The organism is Enterococcus malodoratus ATCC 43197 (assembly GCF_000407185.1).
GTDB classification, from domain to species: domain Bacteria; phylum Bacillota; class Bacilli; order Lactobacillales; family Enterococcaceae; genus Enterococcus_A; species Enterococcus_A malodoratus.
This window is the reverse complement of sequence record NZ_KE136481.1, coordinates 1,641,632-1,663,383: the sequence shown is the minus strand read 5'-3', so window position 1 is coordinate 1,663,383 and position 21,752 is coordinate 1,641,632. Positions and strand designations below refer to the sequence as shown.

Annotated in this window: 28 protein-coding genes and 1 other annotated feature; of the genes, 18 read left to right on the top strand and 10 right to left on the bottom strand. The window is 39.8% G+C overall.

What is annotated here, in order from left to right:
• Window positions 1-127 precede the first annotated feature (127 nt).
• Both I585_RS08145 and I585_RS08140 read left to right on the top strand, forming a co-directional pair.
• Window positions 128-1,294 carry an MFS transporter gene (locus I585_RS08145; RefSeq protein ID WP_010742855.1) on the top strand — a complete coding sequence of 389 codons (1,167 nt, stop codon included), beginning with the start codon at window positions 128-130 and terminating at the stop codon, window positions 1,292-1,294.
• Window positions 1,266-1,907, top strand: a complete 642-nt coding sequence (locus I585_RS08140) for a FadR/GntR family transcriptional regulator (RefSeq protein ID WP_010742856.1) — start codon at window positions 1,266-1,268, stop codon at window positions 1,905-1,907. Before I585_RS08145 ends, I585_RS08140 begins: the two co-directional genes overlap by 29 nt.
• 28 nt (window positions 1,908-1,935) lie before the next feature.
• Here I585_RS08140 and fni read toward each other — a convergent pair whose 3' ends face one another.
• The 4 genes from fni to mvk are packed head-to-tail and all read right to left on the bottom strand — an operon-like array spanning window position 1,936 to window position 5,981.
• On the bottom strand, window positions 1,936-2,979 hold the full coding sequence (fni, locus tag I585_RS08135) for a type 2 isopentenyl-diphosphate Delta-isomerase (RefSeq protein WP_010742857.1): 1,044 nt from the start codon (window positions 2,977-2,979) through the stop codon (window positions 1,936-1,938).
• A complete protein-coding gene (locus I585_RS08130) occupies window positions 2,969-4,057 on the bottom strand; it encodes a phosphomevalonate kinase (protein ID WP_010742858.1) in 1,089 nt (362 codons plus the stop codon). Before I585_RS08130 ends, fni begins: the two co-directional genes overlap by 11 nt.
• Window positions 4,058-5,047, bottom strand: coding sequence for a diphosphomevalonate decarboxylase (gene mvaD, locus I585_RS08125; RefSeq protein WP_010742859.1), 990 nt, complete (start codon window positions 5,045-5,047; stop codon window positions 4,058-4,060).
• On the bottom strand, window positions 5,040-5,981 hold the full coding sequence (mvk, locus tag I585_RS08120) for a mevalonate kinase (protein ID WP_010742860.1): 942 nt from the start codon (window positions 5,979-5,981) through the stop codon (window positions 5,040-5,042). The genes mvaD and mvk overlap by 8 nt, the downstream gene beginning before the upstream one ends.
• Before the next feature lie 398 nt (window positions 5,982-6,379).
• Between mvk and I585_RS08115 the strand changes: the two genes are divergently transcribed.
• The gene (locus tag I585_RS08115; RefSeq protein ID WP_034708522.1) at window positions 6,380-7,042 is read left to right on the top strand and encodes a deoxynucleoside kinase; all 663 of its coding nucleotides are present in this window, start codon (window positions 6,380-6,382) and stop codon (window positions 7,040-7,042) included.
• Window positions 7,043-7,084: 42 nt separating this feature from the next.
• Here I585_RS08115 and I585_RS08110 read toward each other — a convergent pair whose 3' ends face one another.
• Both I585_RS08110 and I585_RS08105 read right to left on the bottom strand, forming a co-directional pair.
• The gene (locus tag I585_RS08110) at window positions 7,085-7,636 is read right to left on the bottom strand and encodes a hypothetical protein (protein WP_010742862.1); all 552 of its coding nucleotides are present in this window, start codon (window positions 7,634-7,636) and stop codon (window positions 7,085-7,087) included.
• Window position 7,637: 1 nt separating this feature from the next.
• Window positions 7,638-7,967, bottom strand: coding sequence for a PadR family transcriptional regulator (locus tag I585_RS08105; protein WP_010742863.1), 330 nt, complete (start codon window positions 7,965-7,967; stop codon window positions 7,638-7,640).
• Between the two features lie 187 nt (window positions 7,968-8,154).
• Here I585_RS08105 and I585_RS08100 point away from each other — a divergent pair, with 187 nt between their 5' ends.
• Window positions 8,155-9,060 (top strand): magnesium transporter CorA family protein, encoded by a 906-nt coding sequence (locus tag I585_RS08100; RefSeq protein WP_010742864.1) that lies wholly within the window; start codon window positions 8,155-8,157, stop codon window positions 9,058-9,060.
• Window positions 9,061-9,282: 222 nt separating this feature from the next.
• A complete protein-coding gene (locus I585_RS08095; protein WP_010742865.1) occupies window positions 9,283-9,633 on the top strand; it encodes a hypothetical protein in 351 nt (116 codons plus the stop codon).
• 77 nt (window positions 9,634-9,710) lie between these two features.
• Here I585_RS08095 and I585_RS08090 read toward each other — a convergent pair whose 3' ends face one another.
• Window positions 9,711-10,520, bottom strand: coding sequence for a Cof-type HAD-IIB family hydrolase (locus tag I585_RS08090; protein WP_010742866.1), 810 nt, complete (start codon window positions 10,518-10,520; stop codon window positions 9,711-9,713).
• 80 nt (window positions 10,521-10,600) lie between these two features.
• Window positions 10,601-11,635: an FUSC family protein gene (locus I585_RS08085; protein ID WP_010742867.1), complete on the bottom strand. Its 1,035-nt coding sequence runs from the start codon at window positions 11,633-11,635 to the stop codon at window positions 10,601-10,603.
• Window positions 11,636-11,855: 220 nt separating this feature from the next.
• Window positions 11,856-11,983 (top strand) — a sequence feature (ribosomal protein L20 leader region).
• 27 nt (window positions 11,984-12,010) lie between these two features.
• Here I585_RS08085 and infC point away from each other — a divergent pair.
• From infC to rplT, 3 genes are all read left to right on the top strand, one after another.
• Window positions 12,011-12,535 (top strand): translation initiation factor IF-3, encoded by a 525-nt coding sequence (gene infC / locus I585_RS08080; RefSeq protein WP_010742868.1) that lies wholly within the window; start codon window positions 12,011-12,013, stop codon window positions 12,533-12,535.
• Between the two features lie 72 nt (window positions 12,536-12,607).
• A complete protein-coding gene (gene rpmI / locus I585_RS08075; protein ID WP_010742869.1) occupies window positions 12,608-12,808 on the top strand; it encodes a 50S ribosomal protein L35 in 201 nt (66 codons plus the stop codon).
• Window positions 12,809-12,869: 61 nt separating this feature from the next.
• Window positions 12,870-13,229, top strand: coding sequence for a 50S ribosomal protein L20 (gene rplT, locus I585_RS08070; RefSeq protein ID WP_010742870.1), 360 nt, complete (start codon window positions 12,870-12,872; stop codon window positions 13,227-13,229).
• A gap of 37 nt (window positions 13,230-13,266) precedes the next feature.
• On the opposite strand, the gene I585_RS08065 is transcribed toward rplT, so the two are convergent.
• Both I585_RS08065 and I585_RS08060 read right to left on the bottom strand, forming a co-directional pair.
• Complete coding sequence (locus I585_RS08065; RefSeq protein WP_010742871.1) at window positions 13,267-14,478, bottom strand: site-specific integrase; 1,212 nt, start codon at window positions 14,476-14,478, stop codon at window positions 13,267-13,269.
• Between the two features lie 94 nt (window positions 14,479-14,572).
• The gene (locus I585_RS08060; RefSeq protein WP_010742872.1) at window positions 14,573-15,295 is read right to left on the bottom strand and encodes a helix-turn-helix domain-containing protein; all 723 of its coding nucleotides are present in this window, start codon (window positions 15,293-15,295) and stop codon (window positions 14,573-14,575) included.
• Between the two features lie 212 nt (window positions 15,296-15,507).
• Here I585_RS08060 and I585_RS08055 point away from each other — a divergent pair, with 212 nt between their 5' ends.
• The 10 genes from I585_RS08055 (at window position 15,508) to I585_RS08015 (ending at window position 21,705) form a co-directional block, all read left to right on the top strand.
• Window positions 15,508-15,696 carry a hypothetical protein gene (locus I585_RS08055; RefSeq protein ID WP_010742873.1) on the top strand — a complete coding sequence of 63 codons (189 nt, stop codon included), beginning with the start codon at window positions 15,508-15,510 and terminating at the stop codon, window positions 15,694-15,696.
• A 3-nt stretch (window positions 15,697-15,699) separates the two neighbouring features.
• On the top strand, window positions 15,700-16,365 hold the full coding sequence (locus I585_RS08050) for a Rha family transcriptional regulator (protein ID WP_010742874.1): 666 nt from the start codon (window positions 15,700-15,702) through the stop codon (window positions 16,363-16,365).
• A 12-nt stretch (window positions 16,366-16,377) separates the two neighbouring features.
• Window positions 16,378-16,671 (top strand): helix-turn-helix domain-containing protein, encoded by a 294-nt coding sequence (locus I585_RS08045; protein ID WP_010742875.1) that lies wholly within the window; start codon window positions 16,378-16,380, stop codon window positions 16,669-16,671.
• Window positions 16,672-16,871: 200 nt separating this feature from the next.
• The gene (locus tag I585_RS08040) at window positions 16,872-17,468 is read left to right on the top strand and encodes a hypothetical protein (protein WP_010742876.1); all 597 of its coding nucleotides are present in this window, start codon (window positions 16,872-16,874) and stop codon (window positions 17,466-17,468) included.
• A 141-nt stretch (window positions 17,469-17,609) separates the two neighbouring features.
• Window positions 17,610-17,786, top strand: a complete 177-nt coding sequence (locus I585_RS23360) for a hypothetical protein (protein WP_010742877.1) — start codon at window positions 17,610-17,612, stop codon at window positions 17,784-17,786.
• On the top strand, window positions 17,786-18,079 hold the full coding sequence (locus tag I585_RS08035) for a hypothetical protein (protein ID WP_010742878.1): 294 nt from the start codon (window positions 17,786-17,788) through the stop codon (window positions 18,077-18,079). The genes I585_RS23360 and I585_RS08035 overlap by 1 nt, the downstream gene beginning before the upstream one ends.
• A gap of 159 nt (window positions 18,080-18,238) precedes the next feature.
• On the top strand, window positions 18,239-18,469 hold the full coding sequence (locus I585_RS08030) for a hypothetical protein (protein WP_010742880.1): 231 nt from the start codon (window positions 18,239-18,241) through the stop codon (window positions 18,467-18,469).
• On the top strand, window positions 18,466-19,356 hold the full coding sequence (locus I585_RS08025; protein WP_010742881.1) for a primase alpha helix C-terminal domain-containing protein: 891 nt from the start codon (window positions 18,466-18,468) through the stop codon (window positions 19,354-19,356). Before I585_RS08030 ends, I585_RS08025 begins: the two co-directional genes overlap by 4 nt.
• 7 nt (window positions 19,357-19,363) lie before the next feature.
• Entirely contained in the window at window positions 19,364-20,950 is a 1,587-nt protein-coding gene (locus tag I585_RS08020) for a DNA primase family protein (RefSeq protein WP_010742882.1), read from the top strand.
• A gap of 434 nt (window positions 20,951-21,384) precedes the next feature.
• On the top strand, window positions 21,385-21,705 hold the full coding sequence (locus I585_RS08015) for an HTH domain-containing protein (RefSeq protein WP_010742884.1): 321 nt from the start codon (window positions 21,385-21,387) through the stop codon (window positions 21,703-21,705).
• The last annotated feature ends 47 nt before the right edge of the window (window positions 21,706-21,752 follow it).

Here is a 21,752-nt window from a genome sequence, read left to right as displayed (position 1 = left end):
GTGGGTTTCTTTTTTTGTGTGCCAAACTATTCACAGATAAAGAAGTTCCTAATAGAATTGTAAAGCTCCTTTCGGAATGATATGATGAATTTAAAATACATCAGATGAATTTCAAAAGGAGGTTTTTATGAAAAATAAAAAAATGGTTCTTGTAGTATTTATTGTGGCGCTGAATCTGCGATTGGGGATTTCTTCGATACCGCCCTTGATCGGATTGATCAAACAAGATTTGCAGCTGAACAATTTTCAAGTGAGTTTGCTAACGAGTATTCCGGTAATTTGTATGGGGGTCATGGCCTTTGGCGTTAAACGGATGCAGCAGCAAATAGGCCGTGACCGCAGTATCCTGTTCTGTTTGTTTATTTTAGCCATGGGTACGGCGAGTCGGATTATTTTCTCTAATTATCTAAGCTTAGTTATTTCAGCAGTCGTGATCGGATTCGCTATCGCAATTATTGGGCCTTTACTTTCAAGTTTGATCAAGGAATATTTTCCACGGCAAACGGGTCTGCTGATCGGTGTCTATTCCATCAGTATGGGTGTTGGTTCGGCCGCCGCATCGAGATTCAGTCTTTCTTTGGCCGATTATTCATGGCCCATTGCATTGGGGATTTGGAGTGTGTTAGCGATAGTTGCGGGTGTTGTTTGGTCTTTTGTCATGGGAAAGAAGACGATCCAGTCGTCAGCTTCTATTACTTCGAGCGGGTTCCCGCTAAAAAAACTGCAGGCGTGGAAGATGGTTCTATTCTTTGGATTACAATCAGGAATGTTTTACGGCGTGAGTACTTGGCTAGTGGAGCTGCTTGTTCAAAAAGGTTTTTCTCGCGGCGAAGCCAGTCAGTATTTGACTATTTTTGTAATCGTTCAAATGATTTTCAGCTTTGTTATTCCAGTCTTAATGGACCATTGGGGAAATACGCGGCGTTGGATTTTGATTTGCGGAGGTCTGATATTGTTAGGAGTTGGCTGCCTATTAACGAATACTCTTTTCTTATTGATCAGCGGAATCGTTCTGATCGGTTTTGGTTTGGGCGGCTATTTTCCAATCGCTATGTTGCTGCCATTACAAGCAAGTGAAGATCCGTTAGAGGCTAGTTTATGGACTGGAATGGTACAATCTTTCGGGTACATTGTCGGTGGCTTGATCCCAATTCTTTTAGGAATAGCAGTTGATATTTTTAGATCTTTCAATGTCTTTTTATATGTTATGATTATTTTGTGTAGCGGGATCTTGCTGCTGACAATACAAGGAAGAGGCTATGAAAATGACGAAAAATCGCAATCTGGTGAATGAGACGATTCAGCAAGTAGAAAATTATATTCAGCAAAACGAATTGATGATCGGGGATAAATTACCGATTGAAAAAGAATTGGCCGAAATTTTCGGAGTGGGTCGTTCGACTTTACGAGAAGCGGTAAAGATTTTAGTCTATAGCAATGTTTTAGAAGTGAAGCAGGGCTCAGGTACATTTGTCAAAAATGGCAGTATTGGAGAATTTTCAACGACGGATCTTTTACGAGCACGTTCAATGATTGAGAGTCAGGCGATTGTTCTGGCAGCGATGTATCGAACAGATAAAGACATGCTGCGATTAAAGGAAGTGCTGTTTCAAAGGAATCGGTTATTAGAGGCCGGAAATTTTTCCGAATATATCGAGGCAGATTTGGCTTTTCATCAACAAATCGTGGCGATGAGCCAAAACCCATTCTTGATCAAATGGTACAATGAGCTGCTACCGGATATCAAACTGCATTTAAGCCAACAGGTCTTGCGGATGGAAGATTATCAAGACAATACAAGTTTGCATAATACAATTTATCGAGCGTTGCTTGAGGGGAAAGCTGAAGAAGCGCAAGCAATGGTTCAAAAGAATATCTTTACAGATGAAGAGGATGAGATCGGTTGATCTCATCCTCTTATTTGCTGGTTCAGATTTAGCTGCGCGTTGCTAATTTTTTATAATCAATTCCACGGGCCTGGCACCATTCTTTTGGTGCGCCGCTTAGAATGATTGGATTATGAATTAAATCAGCGGTCGTAGCTTTATCGGTCATTAAATACAATCGGCGAAGCTGTGTTTTCCAGTCCTCGATCATTTCGACTGTAGCATCGATTCCGTTACTGAGAAGGTGATCCAAAATAGCAGCAGAGATACCAACCGCTTTGGCGCCTAAGCAGAGAGCTTTGAAAATATCATAAGCATCCCGGATACCTCCAGAAGCTAAAAGTGTCAGCTCATCAACCTCTTGGGCTTCTAAAAGGGAGATCACCGTTGATTGTCCCCAATCGTCCAAGTAGTTCAGTTCCCGTTTTTTACGGCGGGCATTTTCGATTTGCGAAAAGCTTGTACCGCCGCGACCGGAAACATCCACCGCCTTAACACCAAGTGATTGCAGCTGCTGAATGGTTTCTTTACTCATGCCAAAACCGACTTCTTTAATGATCACTGGAACAGGTAGTTGTTGAATAGTTGTTTGAATATTTTCAGGCCACTCATGGAAATCACGATCGCCTTCAGGCATGACCAGTTCTTGCGGCACATTCAAATGGATTTGCATACCATCTGCTTGAAGCAGGTCGACGATTCTTTTGGCGTCGTCGCTTGTTCTGCCGGCGCCCATATTTCCTAAGATCAACCCATTCGGATTTACCTCGCGGACAACAGTATAAGAGTCAGCCACAGCGGGATCTTTTAGGGCAGCACTGACTGAGCCCGTTGCCATCATTAAGTTGGTCTCGCGAGCGACGATCGCTAAATCGTGGTTGATCTTTTTGGTTTTTTCGCTGCCGCCAGTCATGGCGTTGATGTAAAAAGGCGCACTGAGTTTTAACCCCAGAATTTCTGTACTTAGATCGATGTCTTCTGGTCGTGCAGCAACCAAAGAAGAATGAACCAAACGAATGGCATCAAAATCATTCTCTTTTGGCTTCTGATGAAATGCGCGTGCCAGAGAAACGTGTTCATCTTTACGATTCATAGCGATCCTCCGTGAAGTGATAGACGTGCAAAGGCAAAGGAGTAATGCCCGCCTTTTCCCAAGAACTCATCAGAGGCAAGATTCCGGCACGTTTATCCACGATGACGATTCCGCAGTCGCCGCCGCCAGCACCAGAAGATTTTGCGGCACCGCCGTATTTCTCAGCGAGATCATTCAGACGTTTCAATTCCTCTGTTTCAATCGATACGTTGCTTAAACTAGTTAATTGATTTAACAAGCTGCGATTTTTGCGAATCATTTTTTGAATCAGCGAGATGTCATTCTGTTTAAAGCCTTGAATCATTTGGTTGACGCAATCTGTGCTGTCTTGTAAAAAATTCTCGTAGGATGTTTTCTTCTCATTGCGGGATTGATGAACCTGATCAACTAAATCAGAAGTCGACGCGGGACTGCCGGTCCAGCCAATTAATAAACGCAAATCTTCAGGAACTTGCAAAGGTTCGATTTGCAGGTTTGGCCAATCGCTTTCAATCAAAGTAGACATTTTCTCAGATTCTAATTTAGCTAGAACCCATTCGTGATCAAACGTGGAAAAAGCTAGCCAGCCGCCGTAACAGCTTGCCGCAATATCGCCGCAGGAGCCATTTCCTTGGACGTTCAAATGAGCTAAAGTTGCCAATTTAAACAGTTCAAGTTGTGAAAGCTGCAGATCGTAAAAAGCATTCAGGGCCTTGACGGTCGCCACAGTTACAGCGCCGCTAGAACCTAGGCCATATTTTCGGCCGTTGGAATTATCTAATTCGCTCGTTACTTTCAAATCAAAGAAAGCAAGTTTTTTTCCTTTTTCCTGTGCGAACTTTTCAGTAAAGTGGATCGCCGCTAAAATATAATGAAAAGGATTGTCGCGAATGTCTAAAACTAGTTCATTTTTGCGACGAGTCCAACGAACGGGCATGTCGCTATATTGAGCGGATTGGATGCTGCCGCTTTTTTTGGCGGGGCCGATAGAGACCGAAATAAATTGATCAATCGCCACGATGATCGCCGGATGTCCCGGTTCCACTACCGCGTATTCACCAGCAATGTATAATTTGCCTGGTGCAGTTACTTCGATCATTTACGCTTCCTCCTCTGACAAAATTTCAATTGCTGGACCTGTATGAGCGACAACGACTTGTTGCGCGTCAAACTGATCTCTTAGAGCATTTAATAAAGCTTCTTCATTTTTTCGTTCAACCAGAATTTTGACATTTGGACCTGCGTCCATCGTAAAATAGCAGGGCAAACCATCGTTTCTAATTTGGCGGACAAGATTCATCGCCTTCATACTTTCCGCAGACCAATAAGTAAAGGGCGGTGTAGCTGCTAAAGTTGTCCCATGCATTTTTAAAGCACTGGCTTCGGTCACTTCTCCAAGAGCAATGAAGTCTTTCTCGGCGATGGCCTTTCTTGCTTTAGCTAAATCTTGCGGTACAGTTTGCAGCCAGCCACCATAAAAAGCAGATGTTTCAACCGTTCGCTGCATTCCGTCACGACTGGAAATATCCTTTTGAGCGTCGTTGACCACGACGAAAATCATGCTAAGCTGATCTTCAAAACCGTCACTAGCAATTCCTACTGCATAAGAAGTTTCATCAGAAGTCCCTTTTTGCCATTCTGAAAAACCACCATAGATACTGCGGCAGGCAGAACCAGAGCCACGACGCGCTAAACGTGATAGCTCTTCTGAAGAAAGATCCAATTTTAATGCTGCGCTGGCAGCACCTGCTAAAGCCGCCAAGCCGCTAGCAGAAGAAGCCAAGCCAGCAGCAGTCGGTACAAAATTTTGACTGCGAACCGTTGCATACAGCGTACAATCGGCTTTTTTGCGCGCTAAATCAAGAAAGCGACTCACTTTTAAGGTCGCTTTCGAATCTTGCAGTTGATTATCCAAATAGAATTGGTCTTCGGTCAGGTCTTTTGAAAAGAGTACTTGTGTTTCAGTATAAAAAGCATCCAATGTTAATGATAAGCTATTGTTCATTGGAATAATCAGTTCTTGGTTTTCTTTGCCCCAATATTTAATCAAGGCGATATTCGTATAAGCCCGAACTTTACCACTAAACATGTGCGTACACACCTAACCCTTCAATCCATGTATTTCGCGCGCCGGCATCTAATAAGATGCGTTGCAGCTGACGACCGCGTGTTTCATTTTCTGCTAAAGCGATCATGCATCCGCCACGGCCTCCGCCTGTTAATTTGGCGCCTAGCGCCTGATTTTCTAAGGCTGTTTCGATCAGGTGATCTAAGTGGCGGTTGCTGGTGCCTAATAGCCGCAATAAACTTTGCGCTTGATTCATGCAGTCGCCTAAAATTTGTGGGCGGTTTTGTAAAATCGCTTGTTGCGCTTGACCAGTCAGTTTGCCTAATGTCCGCATTTGTTTGCTGATTTCATAGGGCCGCAGCTCCATCAGTTTTGCAATATCTTTGACGGCCTTGCGTGTTTGACCTTTGACGCCAGTGTCGGCGACCACTAAAAAAGCATCCATATTTAATTGGAAGGGTTGGAAGCCGATTCCTTTTTGGTAAAGGATCGGTTCGGTGCCGCTGATCGTTGTGGCATCAATGCCGCTAGGATTGCCATGGGCAACTGCTTCGGCTTGGTTTACAAAATGCAGCACTTTTTCCTGTGTTGCTGGTTCTTCCATCCAGTCGAAGACGGCGCGTGTGATTGCAACGGCAACAGCCGCGCTAGAGCCCATTCCGCGTTCTGCTGGAATCGAGCTTTCAATTTTTAAATAAAATGGTTCTGGAATTTTAAAATGTTTCACTAAATACCAAAGTAAGACCGTAACATTTCGCATCGTAGTTGGAGCTTCTGAAAGCGGTCCGTGGAAGAAGCTGGATTCGATCCAGGATTCTAATTTATTTGCGCGAATCGTCGCTTGGATTCCTGTTCCTGAAAAAGGAAAGGCGATCGCTGGTTCCCCGTAGACAACCGAATGCTCTCCCATTAATATGATTTTCCCGCTGGCATAACCCGTGCCAATCGATTTCATTAAAAAAACCCCTATTTCGTTTTAGAGTAATTATTTTCCCCCAGAGAAAATAAAAGTGATTACCAACGCAGCTCACTACTGTCTAGTAGTGATTCTAAAGCAATTAATTTTTTAGCGAAAGCAATACGTTTTTTGTCTTCTACCTGAATAAACAGGGCCTGTTTTTTACTTAATAGCAGTTATCCTTTTAAGTCTCTTTCTCATTTTACTCAGAGAATGGGGACAAGTAAACGAAACGACTGAAAAGTTTTTGAAAATCAACGATTTTTTAAACATTCCTTAGAAGAAAAAATTGAATTATTTTAGAAGTATTTCGTTTGACGACACAAGATATTGGGGGTATATTAAATAAGTTGAAAAATTCGCACTATATTTTGTATGAAACGAGTTGGAGGTTTATGAGCGTGATCGTATTAGCAGGAACTATTGGAGCAGGAAAATCAAGTTTGACCGCGATGTTGTCAGAGCATTTAGGCAGTCAGGCTTTTTATGAGTCGATTGATGATAATGAGGTATTGCCGCTGTTTTACGCAGACCCAGAACAATATGCATTTTTATTACAGATTTATTTTTTAAACAAACGTTTTGACAGTATTAAAAAGGCGATGCAGGATGATAATAATGTCTTGGATCGTTCAATCTATGAGGATTCCTTATTATTCCATTTAAATGCTGATCTTGGTCGAGCAACCGAGACAGAAGTGAAAGTTTATGATGAGTTGTTGGCGAACATGATGCAAGAATTGCCATATGCTGCTCACAAAAAGCATCCTGATTTATTAGTACACATTCGTGTCTCATTTGAAACCATGATGGAACGGATTCAAAAACGTGGCCGAGAATATGAACAATTAGAATTTGATCCGACACTATATGATTACTATAAAGAATTGAACAGCCGTTACGATCAATGGTATGAAGACTACAATGAGAGTCCTAAAATCCAAATCGACGGCGATCGTTTGAACTTTGTCGATGAAGCAGCCGCACGCGATGAAGTCATTCGAATGATCGATGAAAAAATCCTAGAAGTCCAAGGTGTTCCCGTAGAAGCGGAATAAGAAAAAAGCTTTGCCAAAATCTGGCAAAGCTTTTTTTGCGGACTATTTTGAGTGGTTCTGACTGATCACGCGATTGTGCTTGTTCAAACCTAGTGCGATACCCAGCAGTAACCCTAAACCAAGCATTAAAAAGAAGACGATACCAATCAATTCACCGCTATATAATATTTGTCCGAAGATCCCGATGATTGCGCCGATTACGATTCCGATGAACAAATTGCTGGCGTAGCCTAAGCCGATTGATTCTTCGATTTGCGGATCGATCGTTTGATAGTAGGCTTGGCGTTCTTGATTTCTGATTTCTTCGTCAGAGAGTGGCCGATCAGCTCTAAAAGTAGCCATTGCCTTATTCAAAGCGTCTTCTTCGCTTAAATTTTCTTCAGCCATTAGTTGAGTCATATACTCTTTGATGTAACCAGCGATTTCTTCCGTTTCTTCCTTCCGGTCGGGCTTCAAATTGTTTTTTGTCTTTTCTTGCAGTTCTTGTAATTTTAGAGCCATTCGTTCGGGATAGCTTAGCTGATCTTTACTCAAACTGGCTTTGACCATATTGTCTGCAAATTTTTGAATTTTATCATCGATTGATGTACTCATTTTATTCGTCTCCTTTATAAAAACCGTCCATTAAGTCTTTAATGAATTGCCATTCTTGTTTTTTATGCTGTAAGAAAGCCGCTCCCTTTTCGGTTAAGTGGTAATATTTACGCCGAGCTGCTTGTCCATCTTGCCAGTAGCTTACGACATAACCATTTTTTTCCAAGCGTTTGAATGCGACGTATAAGGTGCCTTCCTTCAATTCAAACGTTTCATTGCTCGATTTCTTTGCTTGACGAGCGATGTCATATCCGTAACTATCTGCTTTAGCCAAAATACTAAGAATAATCGGATCGATATATCCCCGCAAAACCTCTTTATCAATTTCCAAGCTAATACCTCCTTACACTTAATACATCACTACACGAGTATAATAAGACGAGGTATTGATTAAGTCAACAAAAAGGTTTTTTGTCAGAATAGATTTACTGGCAAAACAGCCTGCAAGCAGAAATGAATACGGAATGAAAGTTTTTGTTATACTGAGAGTAGGATGAATTCGCACTAGGAGGTTTCTGATGGACAGCAGACAAACATTTAATCAAGAGATGTGTTCGTGGATCAATGTAGACAGCACCCAATCACATGAAATAAAAAAATTAAGAGCCAGCTATGCGATCAGCGATGAAATGCTGACGTATGCACTGGATGATAATGAACGGGCTCGGGTGGAGTATGATCCAATGGAGAAGGCACTGCTGTTGATTTTTAATGTGCCTAATCTGTTAAAAAAAGATAATCACTATGAAACCAGTCCGATGGCCTTCATTTTGAAGGATCATTACTTTTTTTCTTTTATCAATGAACGAACAGCGTATGTTGAAAACATTATCGAAAACATCTTGTCCAATGAGCCAAATCAAAGTACGGCGAGTTTGCTATTCCATACTTTATTTTTAATTTCCGACTATTATTTCCCATTAGTGGAGGAAGTGGATAGTCAACGGATTCACTTGAACAAAAAGCTGAGGGAAAAAACGACGAATAAAAATTTATTGGCTCTTTCCGACTTAGAGATCGGGTTGGTCTATTTAGTAACCGCGACTAAGCAGAATGCGGTGCTGTTAGAACAAATAAAAGCGCAATCGATTTTCTCAAGCTTTACGGATAAGGAAAAAGAAGAACTGGACGATGCCTTGATCGAGGCCAAGCAAGCGGTAGAGATGACGAAGCTTTCCAGCGAAGTGTTGGATCAGCTATCCGGGACCTATAATAATTTATTGAACAATAATTTGAATGATACGATGAAAATTTTAACGATCTGGTCATTACTCTTAACAATCCCGACAATCGTGACTGGTTTCTTCGGCATGAATATGCCGCTGCCATTCACTCATTCCGAAATCGGCTGGATTATAACGTTAGTCATTAGTCTGGGTTTGTCCGTATGGTTGATCCTGATTTTATGGCGCAGAATCCGTTGAGGTAGTTCAGAAATATTTTTATTTCTTCGGGTGCTGTAATTAGGAACTTTGAGTTTCGGATATTGGTAGATTAAGTGATAAATTATTTTGATTGACCATTTTAAATCAGCCTAGTGAGGTGTTTGCAACCTAACTAGACTGATTTATTTTATTTATTCACACAGATACTGTTTTTTGTTATTATTAATTGGTTCTTATAAATAACTTAAAGGAGTTTCAACGATGGACGAACAATCGAACAGAATTATCCCTGATGAGATAAAAGGCTGGAACTGGGGAGCATTTATGTACAATATTACTTGGGGGATCGGTAATAAAAGTTATTTGCCTTTATTGTGTCTCATTCCGCTATTTAATATTATTTGGATTTTTGTGTGTGGTTTTAAGGGGAATGAATGGGCATGGCAAAAAGGTGATTATGAAGATATCGATACTTTCTTGGCTGTACAAAAAACATGGAATCGCGCGGGATTAGTCGGCTTTATTCTTTTCATCCTTCTGATGGTTGTGTATTTTCTTTTCTTCGCAGCAATAATTACATCTATTATCACTAGTTATCATTCATACTATTAATATTAAATAAAGCACTATCCCGTTTTGACAGGGATAGTGCTTTATTAGTGAAGCGATGTAAAGTTGAATAATAATATTTAGAGAATAAACGTTTCAATAACCTCCGCTACGGCATGGTTTTCATGGTCTGCCAAGGTTGTATGCTGCGCAGCATCTTTTACCGCAGGAACGGCATTTGCGACAGCGACGCCTAATTCGGCGGCATGAATCATTGCTAGATCATTCGTGTTGTCCCCGATAGCGATTGTTTCCTCCATAGGAATACTCAGGTGTTCGGCCAAAGTTTGTAATGCTACTCCTTTGCTGACACCTTTCGGATTGAATTCGATGTAGCGATTAGAAGAATAGCTGATTTCCAGCAGATCATGCAGATCCGCAGGCATGTCTTCTTCTAGCTTTTCTAAATAGCTGCGGTCCAAATTTTGGAACAAGGCTTTGTAGCAGACCTGATCTTTAAGAAACTGAATATCATCATCCAAACGTTTTTCGTGCGGGATTGTCGTTAAGTAGGCGTCTTCCTCAGGGTTGCTGTGATAGACATAGGTTTGGTCAAAAGTATAAAGATGGATCGCTACTTCATAGTTTGAGCCAAACTCGAATAAACGCGCTAGAATCTCAAAAGGCATTGGGAAATCTTTGATGATGGTGGGGCCATGATTCTCAACCACCACACCGCCGTTAAACCCGATCATGTAATGGTTGGCCTTATTAGCGACATCCAATTCTTCCAGCGTTTGTTTAATAGAATAAAATCCGCGTCCGGTTGCTGGTGCGAATACGACGCCTTCTGCTTCGGCCTTTTGTATCGTATCTTGCGTCTTATCTGATACATGTCGACCTTTGTCCAATAAAGTCTCATCCAAGTCGCAAGCAATTAATCGGTACATAGATGGTCCTCCTTCATTTTTTCTTGTTCTCATTATAGCAAAAAACCGAGTAGGCTCACTCGGTTTTCTGAAGATACTAGTTAGTTTGAATGAAATTTTCGATTGTAAAACTCTAAACTGGTACTCATAAGCCATCCGGCTAGAAGACCTAATAGACTGCCAAGCACGATTCCTAAAAAACGAAATTGAATCAAGGAGTAGAGATATTGTTGCCGCACTAGCATTGAGAGCATCAATGCCATCGGAGTGGTAAAGAATTGAGCGATCGCGTAATTGCGCTTAACGAAATATTCAACCGTCACAAACAAAACGGTGATGATCAGCAGTGTCTCGAAAACCGATAACGGTAAATACAATAGAAAGGCCGCAATTGCCAGACCGATGATCGTACCGAAAATCCGTTGAACATTGCGATGAGCCATAGCCCGAAGATTGTCGGCTTGTAAAATGGAGGCGCAAGAGACGACTAGCCAATACGGATTTTTCAGCTGCAAGCTCATACTCAAGTAGACGGCAAAAAATAGAAAGCCACTGTATAGAAGGCTGTCGATTACTACGGCGGGATCGTCATCGATACGCGATTTCACTGTCTTTCTTGCTTCAATTGCTGGCAACGGCTTATTTTCTACAAAATGCAAAATGGTAGCTACTAGCAAGGAGAAAAGTACACCGATGAAAAAGTAACCGCTCATTACTGGAATTCTAGTCAATGGTATTTTTGTACTGGCACCCATGGCTGTGACCATCACGATGAAAAAGGGACCTGGTTTAGCAATACCATATAGACGGAAGAAGAATCTTCCTAAAAAGCCGACAATCGCGACTACGATTGGGGCAGTCCAAGCGGCATGAGTAGAAAGCATCCCAAGAAAATTTGCCACAGTCAAAAAACTGCCTACGATAGACAAGCGCATGATTAATTGTTTTAGCGGAAGTCTTTGATAATAGAGAAAGGTGAAAATACCTAAAGAGCCGAAGCTAGAAATGGCTAGCTGGTGGGTTAAGTAGCCGGTGAATAAAACACTGATCATACAAAGGCCGGCGCCGAGCAAACGAAACGGTGATTCCTTTGGTTTGTTGTAATGAATCAATTCTTTAAAAAAAGATTGTTCCATCCAATCACTTCCTTTTTCTAAGAACTCATTTTTCGAAAAACCTGAAAAATAATTCTGAATGAATCTGAGAGGGTCATTGCATAGCAAACAGACACCCTTTTCATATATAGGTTAGCATACAAACTAAAGAAAGTTCAATAGAAAGTTTCTGAAAACGACTAAAAATAGGTTTGAGGAGGTTGACATTCCTTAGAATAGCTTGTATACTATTAAAGTTGAGAAATGAAAGCAGAAGCACCCGCTTCTCGCCTTACGCGAACATCTCGCTGGGCTAGATAGTTAATGACTGATCTTTTGGATAGTCATACTACGTGCGGGTTCGTAAAGAACTCGTTTTTTTATTCGCTTTTTTTCTCTCAAAAAATTTGGAGGTGAATGACCATAGCAAAGGATATGATGGTTAACGACGGCATTCGTGCTCATGAAGTGCGTTTGATCGGCCAAGATGGCGAACAACTAGGTGTGAAGTCGAAAGCAGAAGCATTAAGAATCGCTGAACAAGCAAATCTTGATGTTGTACTTGTGGCTCCAGGCGCAAAACCACCGGTAGCGCGTATTATGGATTACGGGAAATATCGTTTCGAAATGCAAAAGAAGAATCGTGAAGCTCGTAAAAAACAAAAAGTGATCAACATTAAAGAAGTTCGTTTAAGTCCGACAATCGATGTAAACGACTTTAATACAAAACTTCGGAACGCACGTAAATTCCTAGAAAAAGGGGACAAAGTGAAAGCTTCGATCCGTTTCAAGGGCCGTGCCATTACCCATAAAGAGATTGGTCAGAAAGTTCTTACTCGCTTGGCTGATGAAACAGAAGACATTGCGACAGTAGAACAAAAACCGAAGATGGACGGACGTAGCATGTTCTTAGTGCTTACGCCGAAAGAGAAAAAGGACTAACAATAATTTTGAGAATGCTCTTTAGCCTTAGTTGAAGAGTGTGCGAAATGAAAAGTAGGAGGAAATTTAGTCATGCCAAAACAAAAAACACATCGCGGTTTAGCAAAACGCGTAAAACGCACTGGTAACGGCGGTTTGAAACGTTTCCGCGCGTTCACAAGTCACCGCTTCCACGGAAAAACGAAAAAACAACGTCGTCAATTACGTAAAGCGTCTATGGTATCTAAGGGCGATTACAAACGTATCCGCCAACAATTGGCACGCATGAAATAATTGCGCAACCCGCTTTACAACTTAAAAAATTCAATGATCTATTTATTAGGAGGAATTAAACATGGCACGTGTTAAAGGTGGAACAGTAACTCGTAAGCGTCGTAAAAAGACATTAAAACTAGCTAAAGGTTACTACGGTTCTAAACACACTCTATTTAAAACAGCTAAAGAACAAGTAATGAATTCATACAACTACGCATATCGCGATCGTCGTCAAAAGAAACGCGACTTCCGCAAATTATGGATTGCACGTATCAACGCTGCAGCTCGTATGAACGGCTTGAGCTACTCAAAATTAATGCATGGTCTTAAAGTTGCCGGTATCGAAATCAACCGCAAAATGTTAGCTGATTTAGCAGTTAACGATGCAGCTGCGTTCACTTCACTAGCTGACCAAGCAAAAGATTCATTAGCTAAATAAGCTTATAAACGTTGATAAATCAACGTTAACCCCGCCTTTATTGAGCGGGGTTTTTCTTTTGACCCAGAGATTGACCCAGATTTTTACCATTCTTCATATAATTTCCGAAAATATCGGCAGTTTCTTCTTTGCCTTCTTTTGTTACATGGGCATATACGTTCATCGTTGTTTTGATGTTACTGTGACCTAATCTAGCTTGTACTTGCTTCATGCTTGCACCAGCTTCAAACAATAAACTACAGTGCGTATGTCTAAACCCATGCGGCGTTATCCGTTTCAGTCCTTTATGATGATTATAGAAGGTTTTCAACCATGTTTGAGGCGTTCTAGGGTAGATATATCCATTATCCTCAATTTTTGAGAAAACAAGCTGATTGACTGATGGCATAATGTTTAGCTTCCTTAATTCCTCTTTTTGTTTGATACGCCAAAACTTTAGTAACTCTATCGTTGAGCTATCTAAACTAATGGTTCGATTACTTGCCTTTGTTTTAGGTTGTTGAATCAATAAAGTACCATTTTTACCAGTAGCAAGGGTTTTATCAATAGTGATTGTTTGATTACTAAAGTTAATATCACGCCAAGTTAATGCCAAGGCTTCACCTTTACGTAATCCAGTATATGCGAGTACAGAGAACAGGGTATAACGTTTTGCTGGGAAATTATCTTTCATCTTTTCCAAAAAATCGAGCAGCTCATCTCTATCGTAAAAATTTTCTTCTTCAATATCGGTTGCGTTGCTACTGACTGATGGTATTTCAATTCTTTCAATGGGGTTTGTTTTGATCTCATCAATTGAAACGGCATACTTGAAAATCATACCAGCATAATTAATGTACCGTTGGTATCTATTAGGCTGCTCAGCCGCCCATTGGTTCGCTTGTTTTTGACAAGCAGTGACTGAGATTTTTTTTATCTTATAGCTCCCAAAAGCTGGTAGAACATGCTTATCAAAAGCTATACGAGTGTTCCAGTACGTGCTTTCTTTGACCTTGTGCTTGTACACTAATTCAAACCAATCATCAAATACCTCTTGATAACTTCGATTTGTGGGGCGCTTGTTGATTCCACCCTCAGCAATTTCAACATCTAGTCTTAATAAAGCTAATTTAGCTTCTTTGATTGATGAAAAACCTCGACGTGTCGTTTCTTTCTGTTTTCCAGTTAACGGGTCAACCCCTAGATATTTTTTGAACATATAGGCGGTTGAACCGTCTTTTTTTGTGTATTTTTTTATCTGTGTTGCCATTGTGTTTTCCTCCCAGTACCTAACGTGGGGCGATGGGTATGTATGGAGGGTGCAGCTATATCTCAACACAGAAAGTGAGTAAGTATTTTGGAAATCAGTGTCGGTTTAATTCACTAGGATTAATTATTTTATCTTCGTATTCCGATACCTCAGAAGTTGAAATATCGTATATGAATTCAAGCTTTCTTTTTGAATGCTTTTGATTGATTTCCCATAATATCTTAAAGTAAGCCACTGATGCCTTTTTGAAAAGTTCAATTTGTATTATTTTGTCTTTGATCAAATCAAAAATTATTTTTGTAATAATTTTTATGTTCTTATCAGGTTGTTTAGAAGTGTCACTTTCAAAGATGTTTTTATCTGGAAAACTCGTAAATTCAGGAGGGTCATCTACTGATTCTAAAAATTCTTCTGTTTTCTCTTTTGTGAAAAAAGTTGTCTCTGCTATCGCCATAGCTCCTTTATCATATCTGTTATCAAAAGAGAAGCCTGTGATATTGATTTGAAGTAGCGAGTAACGTATCTTGCTACCAATTTTCTTACCAAATAGAAACGTGTATTTATTAAAGTCATCGTTATACCAATAAGTTTGAATGAAATATTTTGATTTTTCCTGTTTAAACTCTAGCAGTTCGTCCAAAGATATACCAAAAAAATCGCATAAAGTATCTATTGTTTCGATTTTTAACCCTTTTACAGTTTCAGGATTATTCACTAAAGGGGTTAAGGTGCTCCTTGCAATACCAGTAGCATCACTTACTTCACTAATATTTAAATTATATTCTTTTAGCAAGTCTTCTAATTTTATTAAAATCATTTCTGCTATCTCTTTTCCTTTTTTTTCTATCATTATACATTGTTGTTGTTGTTTTGTGAAGCGTTATCGAATCACTAAGATTGATTTTGAAACGCTACTCTAATTAATAGAAATATTGTTGTTGACTCGCTACGTTTTTGTATGTATTATAATTGTATCGATAACGCTACAATTGAAATCGGAGCGTTATCGGTGATTTAGGAGGTGAGTAAATGAAAGCCAATCAAGAAATACGCGATCGTATTTTTATGAATCGATTACGAAATTGGGAAGTGGCGGAAAAACTTGAGTTGTCTGATAGTCGTTTTTGTGTTTGGTTACGAACACCATTGAGCAAGGACCGGAAACACCGTGTAGAAAAAGCAATCGATGAATTGTTAGCAGAACGAAAGGAGGGCTAAGTGATGCAGGAATTAGTATTTATTGAATCGGAAGACTTGAATTGTGAACCATTCACTACTGATGAGGTCATAGCGGAGTTTTCCGGAAATAGTCGTGATAGCGTCACACGGCTAATTAGAAACTATCAAGATGATCTAAAAGAGTTTGGGAAGCTCGGATTTGAAATCCGACCTATGCCAAGCGGTCAAAAAGCAAAAGTATTCCATCTCAATCAGCAGCAAGCAACTTTGCTGATAACTTACCTTGATAACACAGAGCCAGTTCGATTGTTTAAAAAAGAGTTAGTTAAACAATTCTTCGCAATGGAATTTGAGTTGAACGCTAGACGTTTGGAACGATCAAACGGCAAGATTAAACGGATCAAATTAACTGATGCAATCAAGCAGGCAGGGTTCAGCGTTCATTTTTACAAACACTTCACTGATTTAGTCTACAAAAAGGCGTTAGGCTTCAATGCTAAACAGTTACGTGAGGCAAGAGGAGCAAAACCAAAAGCTACACCGCTAGATTTTCTCACTACTAAAGAACAGGCGGCAGTCAATCAGATCGAGGAGTTAACAACAGGTCTAATCTTGTTAGGTCGCTCATATGATGATATTAAGCTGATTCTAAATGTTGGGGTAGTTATCTATCAGACGACACTCAAAATACCTGAGAAGGCTCATTAGGCGGGTGATCGTATGAAATTAAGTATTGATGAACTAGATTTATCACCAGCCATCTTAGAGATGGTCAAAGAAGCCGCTGCAGAAGAAGGCAAGCAACAGGCGATTATTTTTATTGATGAGTATAAGAAGAAGCTAGAACAGCCTGTAGCGATGAATTACACGCAGGCGGCTAAATATCTGTCAACGAGTTACAACACGCTTAAAAAGCTCATTAACAGTGGCTTAATTAAAGTAATTTTGGTTGATGGATACGAACGCATCAGCAAAGAAGAAGCTGATCGATTTTTAAGAGACAATGCAAAATAATTCCTAGCGTGGGGCGAAGGAACACTCCTTAAATCGAGAGCACATAAGTTGAAATGTCACTAAGTCAATCGTTAGTCACTAAAGTTAATCGTTCATAAAACGAACGAATTGTAATTGTCCAAAAAAATGGACGAATTGAATTGTGCACCAAATGCACGAATAGATTTTGCACTAAATGCAAAAATAGGAGGAATGTACCGATGGAAATTATTTATCCGCCGTTGGTGGAACAATCGTATCAATTTATTACACAACAGGGAATTAAGGTATCTAAAGCAGAAGTGTATCAAATGATGGTTCAAGAAGGAATGCTGACACAAACAGGCGAGCCGACTAAGAAGGCATTGGAGCAAGGGATTGTCACAGAATACAAGCAGCAACATCGCACCTTGAAAGAATTTAAGCAAGCGTATCCGATATTCAAAGGGTATCCAGTCAAAGAGTTTACGCAACAAGATGGTATTTGGTATGTGTCTCAAGATGTGATTGCAGATATTCAAGCGATTCTTGATGCGAACAATTGTGACGTTGACATCTTCAATCAGATCAACACGTATTTCAATTTCAGAAACTACGATAATCCGCACGGAAGTATTGCAGAAATTAAAGGTGTTTATCATCCGTTGTACACGCCTTATGATGATTCAATGTTCCAGTTTGTTAATGGACAAGTAGCAATCCCAAAAGAAGTCATGGCGGATATTATCCAGCGATGCGATGAAGGCAAGCTAGATGTTGATAGAGATACCGTAGAAGGCTTTAAGCACTTGTTAGCACAAATGGAACAGGAGCAATGATTATGATGCAGGACAAAAGAAAAAAGCCAATATCACCAATCGCCGTCCAAAGCAGTGTGATAAAGGCAATTAACGTAGGCAAATAGCCTGTATTCTTTTGTCCTTCAATTATAGCACATCTATTTATTGGAGGAAATTACTATGAAAAAAAGAACTAATTTAGTAATAGGAAGTATTTTAATCGGCTGGATTCTCAGCTTGTTACCGTTGATAGCAAAATTATTTATTTTTACTGGTTTAGCAGTCTATCTGTTCTTTGGATACGACGAATGGGCCTATAACCGTGATCACAAACAATCTGCTGGAGGTGCTGAGTGATGCATATTTTAGATGTAGGGACTCCCTATAACAATAATCTGAACGATTTCTTTCTACACAATAGAATGGCTCATAGTGGCTTGACTCAAGCTGTCATTCAACGAGTCTGTTTGGATCAGGGGATAGATTGGCATGAAGTAGATATTATGCTTGCTTTAGAAGTCGGTACAAGGATATTGAGTGAGTTAAAGCAAAACAATCGCATCACCTATACAGAAAAAGAACTTGTTACTATTCAAAAATATGAGAAACAAATTTCTTCATGTAAAGAGACGGTGACTGCAAATGTTTAAAGCCGGCGATGTTTGTAAAGTAAAGAAATCAAAATATCTTGCACCAGGATCACTTGTAAAAATATTGCTAGAGCTTCAAACAGACATTTATCTATGTGGCAACGAATCAGGTAACACGATTGTAGTTGCTGAAAATTTAGAATCGTTGGAGGTTGTAGCATGAAAAAACAACAAAATGAACATGTTATGTCGTTAGCTGAATATTCCGGCGAAGAATGTGCAGAATCAATTAAAGAGCTATACGCACAAGCGATGACGGCAAATCAGGAAGAACGTAAAGAAATAGCAAATTGTTTGCGCGAAGAAGCGGACAAACAAATTAAGGATACTGTACGTATTACTTTAATCAAGATTGCTGAACAAATCGAATCAATGGAGGTGTCCGAGTGATTTATATAGGAAACGCATCGCCTTCGGATTTGAAAGAGCCATTAAAACTACCTTTGCTGGACTTTTTTAGCAAGTACAAACCGCAAACGGTGAAAGTCACTGATGATAAAGAACAAATGATCGCATACAAGAAATATTCGGCACTAGGTTTCATTAGTGGTGAAATGAGTGAGCTTAAACGCACGAATAAGAATCTTATCCGACGTGATGCACTTATTCTTGATCTTGACGATATAGGCGACATCACAGAAAACGACTTAAAACAGAAGATACACAACATCTTTTATGAAGTTGATTATGTGCTCTATCCATCGGTCAGTAATGGAGTGAAAGGCGTGCGTTATCGGTTAGTATTGCCAATAACTGAACCAGTGGAAGAACAGGATTATAAACTACTTATCCGTTTTGTGACACATAAGATATTAGCAGACATTATTAAGAAGCCGGATGCTAGTAATGAAACGTGGAGTCAGCTTATGCTATTACCGATTGTGACGCAGTACAACCCGAGAGAGAGCCTGATTACTGTTTTTAAAGGGAAACAGCGATTCCCAACAGCAGACGGTTTGGCAAGTGCTAAGGCGTGGGAGAGAAACAATAAAACTACGGTTCGGCGGAATCAACAACGTGCAAACAATTACATGGGTGGTCGCGCTTCTTATTTAAATAATATGTTTGCTGAAGTGTACGGCGGCTGTGATGAAGGTGGTCGGAACAACCGTATCGCATTTTTAACAAAAAAGTTTGTTCGCCAGGGGGTGAAACCATCACTCATGCTTGAGGTGGCGTTAACAGCAAATATGTATTTTCAGCCGCCACTATCAGAAAAAGAAGTAAAAGACACCGTAACAAGTGTTTGTAAAACGATTTTAGGCATGAGGGAGTGAACGCCAATTGGATTTGGAAGAATTAGACAAAATACAATTAGAGCAGCGTGGAGTGACTAAAGGAGAGTTGGAGCCATTTCATATTGGAATAAAAATGAAAGAAATTTTGGAACAAGCCCATACGATGGGAATTGAAGCTGGTGGAGACTTTTTAGTAAAAGCAGTTGAAGAAATTAACGAAAAAACACCAGATTGGTATTGGTGTGTTGCGGAAGTAGGCGACAAGGAGCTTAGTTATTATGATAGTTTCGATCATGAAAAAATGGGTGATGAATTAATCAAGAAGTATCATCTTGTACGATTTCCTAAGCTGTTAGAGGGAGCGGTTTACGATTCCAGCCGTGGTTATTGGCGGTATTTTGGGAAAAATGAAATGAAAACTTTTGCTGAGAAAGAAACACTTGAGACGTTACAAGCATGGGGTTTTTATAATCAAAAATACATCCCATCAACACGTACCTATGTTTGGCAGAAAACTTATAATAAAAATTATCCCGATTCTACGCCTTTTGAAACAAGCAAGCCTGAGTTAGTTGTTTTCAAAAATGGTACTTACAACATTTTAAATGATACGATGCGGCCAAATGACCCGAACGATTATATTTTGAACGCTTATAACTACGATTTGGATATGAGCAAACGAGCCACACCGAAAACCATTGCACTATTTAGAGGCTTAGTGGGTGAAAACGCATTGTTTCTTATGCAGTATATCGGTTATATCTTTTATCGAAGTCATGCGCCCGCGCAAGAAATGCTCTTCTTAAAAGGAAAAGGTGGGGAAGGGAAAAGTACTTTCATTGGCTATATTATGAATCACATTCTAGGAAATGATAACTATTCCGTTGTGACGCCGCAGGATTTATCAAATGATCGTTTTCAAGTCGTCGAATTGTTAGGGAAGTCGGCAAATATCAGCGCAGATATTAAAGATGATTATATTGAGGATTCAAGTATTATCAAACGACTGACCGGAAATGACCGAGTCTATGCGCAATTTAAAGGCATCCAAGGGTTTCAGATTTTGAGTTATGCCAAAATGATTTTTAGTGCAAACAAATTGCCAAAGTTTCGGGATCAATCAGAGGGGTTTTCTGACCGCTTGGCAGTTGTGCCATTCATTAACGGCAATCAGCGTATAGAGGGTGCGACTTTTTGGCAACAGCATGATATGGACAAGGTAGAAGAGGAATCAGCAGCATTCGTTTATGCGTGCATTCAAGAGTTTAGAAAAATATTCGATGGCAAAAAAGCACAATTCACTAAATCTGAAAGTATGGAAAGGGAAAAAAGTAAGTGGCTTTTGGATAATGACCATATTGCCGAATTTGTCATTGAATCAACAGAAATAGATTTAAGCGATCCAAGAGGTGAAATTGCGACAACTGTTCAAAAAGAGTATACCCAATTTTGTAGAGATAACGGTTATCGAGTAAAAAATCCGCAAGCGATGCGTGATTATTTAGAATCGATAGGAGTTCCTAAAATAAAAAGTCGTCAGGGGTTTTCTGATGGCGGTAGCAGTCAGTGGCGTTATCAAGGGTTAAGGCTCACCATTTCTTATATTGCACAATTTGATTTTAATTCTGAGTAGTGTTCCAAAAGTTCCAAGGTGTTCCATCAGCGTTCCATAAAAAACATTGATATACCGCGCTTGTTCCAAAAGTTCCATAAATCTTCTATTTCTTTAAGGATGAAATAAAAAAAGAAGAAAAAAGTAAATATATAAAGGATATAGTGAAAAACATGGAACATTGGAACATTGGCTTCATATCAACGTTTATAGCATGGAACGGCATGGCACACAATGGAACACTTGGAACGCCGAATAAAAAAAGAGAGGTGTAACAATGAAAGTAAAAATATTTTCTGATTGTAATAAAGAAATTTTAACGAATATTGTAAACGAGTTTCTGGACTATTGTGTAGCTGATGTAAAACATGTTCTGCAGTCAGAAACATTATTAAATAATTCAGAAACAAAAATCACTATTTCAATCTGGTATGAATATGAGGAGGATTGTTAACATGAACCAATTATCCATCATCGAAAGAGCAGTAGCTGAATTACTCCCCATTGGTGGGGAACGCAAAATCAATATTACGGATATCACTAAGCTAGTAGACCTAGACCGTCGCGAAGTCTATGCGGTTATTCAATCACTAAGAAGCAAAGGCGTGCCGATTGTAGCGACTCGTGGCAAAGAAGGCGGCATCTTTGTGGCTACCAATGAATCAGAACGCCTACAAGGCCTACATCCGCTGAGAATGCAGCATATGACTACAGAAGAAACGATCCGCAATATTGAGCAAGCAGATTTAGAATCATGGAAGAAATTGCTAGCATAAATAAAGCGTAACCAATGTTTCAATCTGGTATGAGTAAATTGTTAATG

What these genes read in the sequence shown, in the direction of transcription:
- I585_RS08085 (WP_010742867.1), bottom strand. Translation starts at nt 11,635, where the DNA reads ATGGAACAATCTTTTTTTAAAGAATTGATTCATTACAACAAACCAAAG.
- mvaD (WP_010742859.1), bottom strand. Translation starts at nt 5,047, where the DNA reads ATGTTTAGTGGTAAAGTTCGGGCTTATACGAATATCGCCTTGATTAAA.
- I585_RS23360 (WP_010742877.1), top strand. Translation starts at nt 17,610, where the DNA reads ATGAAAAAAAGAACTAATTTAGTAATAGGAAGTATTTTAATCGGCTGG.
- mvk (WP_010742860.1), bottom strand. Translation starts at nt 5,981, where the DNA reads ATGAAATCGATTGGCACGGGTTATGCCAGCGGGAAAATCATATTAATG.
- I585_RS08090 (WP_010742866.1), bottom strand. Translation starts at nt 10,520, where the DNA reads ATGTACCGATTAATTGCTTGCGACTTGGATGAGACTTTATTGGACAAA.
- I585_RS08115 (WP_034708522.1), top strand. Translation starts at nt 6,380, where the DNA reads ATGAGCGTGATCGTATTAGCAGGAACTATTGGAGCAGGAAAATCAAGT.
- I585_RS08015 (WP_010742884.1), top strand. Translation starts at nt 21,385, where the DNA reads ATGAACCAATTATCCATCATCGAAAGAGCAGTAGCTGAATTACTCCCC.
- I585_RS08065 (WP_010742871.1), bottom strand. Translation starts at nt 14,478, where the DNA reads ATGGCAACACAGATAAAAAAATACACAAAAAAAGACGGTTCAACCGCC.
- I585_RS08030 (WP_010742880.1), top strand. Translation starts at nt 18,239, where the DNA reads ATGAAAAAACAACAAAATGAACATGTTATGTCGTTAGCTGAATATTCC.
- I585_RS08145 (WP_010742855.1), top strand. Translation starts at nt 128, where the DNA reads ATGAAAAATAAAAAAATGGTTCTTGTAGTATTTATTGTGGCGCTGAAT.
- I585_RS08060 (WP_010742872.1), bottom strand. Translation starts at nt 15,295, where the DNA reads ATGATTTTAATAAAATTAGAAGACTTGCTAAAAGAATATAATTTAAAT.
- I585_RS08100 (WP_010742864.1), top strand. Translation starts at nt 8,155, where the DNA reads ATGGACAGCAGACAAACATTTAATCAAGAGATGTGTTCGTGGATCAAT.
- I585_RS08110 (WP_010742862.1), bottom strand. Translation starts at nt 7,636, where the DNA reads ATGAGTACATCAATCGATGATAAAATTCAAAAATTTGCAGACAATATG.
- I585_RS08035 (WP_010742878.1), top strand. Translation starts at nt 17,786, where the DNA reads ATGCATATTTTAGATGTAGGGACTCCCTATAACAATAATCTGAACGAT.
- I585_RS08055 (WP_010742873.1), top strand. Translation starts at nt 15,508, where the DNA reads ATGAAAGCCAATCAAGAAATACGCGATCGTATTTTTATGAATCGATTA.
- I585_RS08045 (WP_010742875.1), top strand. Translation starts at nt 16,378, where the DNA reads ATGAAATTAAGTATTGATGAACTAGATTTATCACCAGCCATCTTAGAG.
- I585_RS08140 (WP_010742856.1), top strand. Translation starts at nt 1,266, where the DNA reads ATGACGAAAAATCGCAATCTGGTGAATGAGACGATTCAGCAAGTAGAA.
- rplT (WP_010742870.1), top strand. Translation starts at nt 12,870, where the DNA reads ATGGCACGTGTTAAAGGTGGAACAGTAACTCGTAAGCGTCGTAAAAAG.
- rpmI (WP_010742869.1), top strand. Translation starts at nt 12,608, where the DNA reads ATGCCAAAACAAAAAACACATCGCGGTTTAGCAAAACGCGTAAAACGC.
- I585_RS08095 (WP_010742865.1), top strand. Translation starts at nt 9,283, where the DNA reads ATGGACGAACAATCGAACAGAATTATCCCTGATGAGATAAAAGGCTGG.
- I585_RS08130 (WP_010742858.1), bottom strand. Translation starts at nt 4,057, where the DNA reads ATGATCGAAGTAACTGCACCAGGCAAATTATACATTGCTGGTGAATAC.
- infC (WP_010742868.1), top strand. Translation starts at nt 12,011, where the DNA reads ATGACCATAGCAAAGGATATGATGGTTAACGACGGCATTCGTGCTCAT.
- I585_RS08040 (WP_010742876.1), top strand. Translation starts at nt 16,872, where the DNA reads ATGGAAATTATTTATCCGCCGTTGGTGGAACAATCGTATCAATTTATT.
- fni (WP_010742857.1), bottom strand. Translation starts at nt 2,979, where the DNA reads ATGAATCGTAAAGATGAACACGTTTCTCTGGCACGCGCATTTCATCAG.
- I585_RS08050 (WP_010742874.1), top strand. Translation starts at nt 15,700, where the DNA reads ATGCAGGAATTAGTATTTATTGAATCGGAAGACTTGAATTGTGAACCA.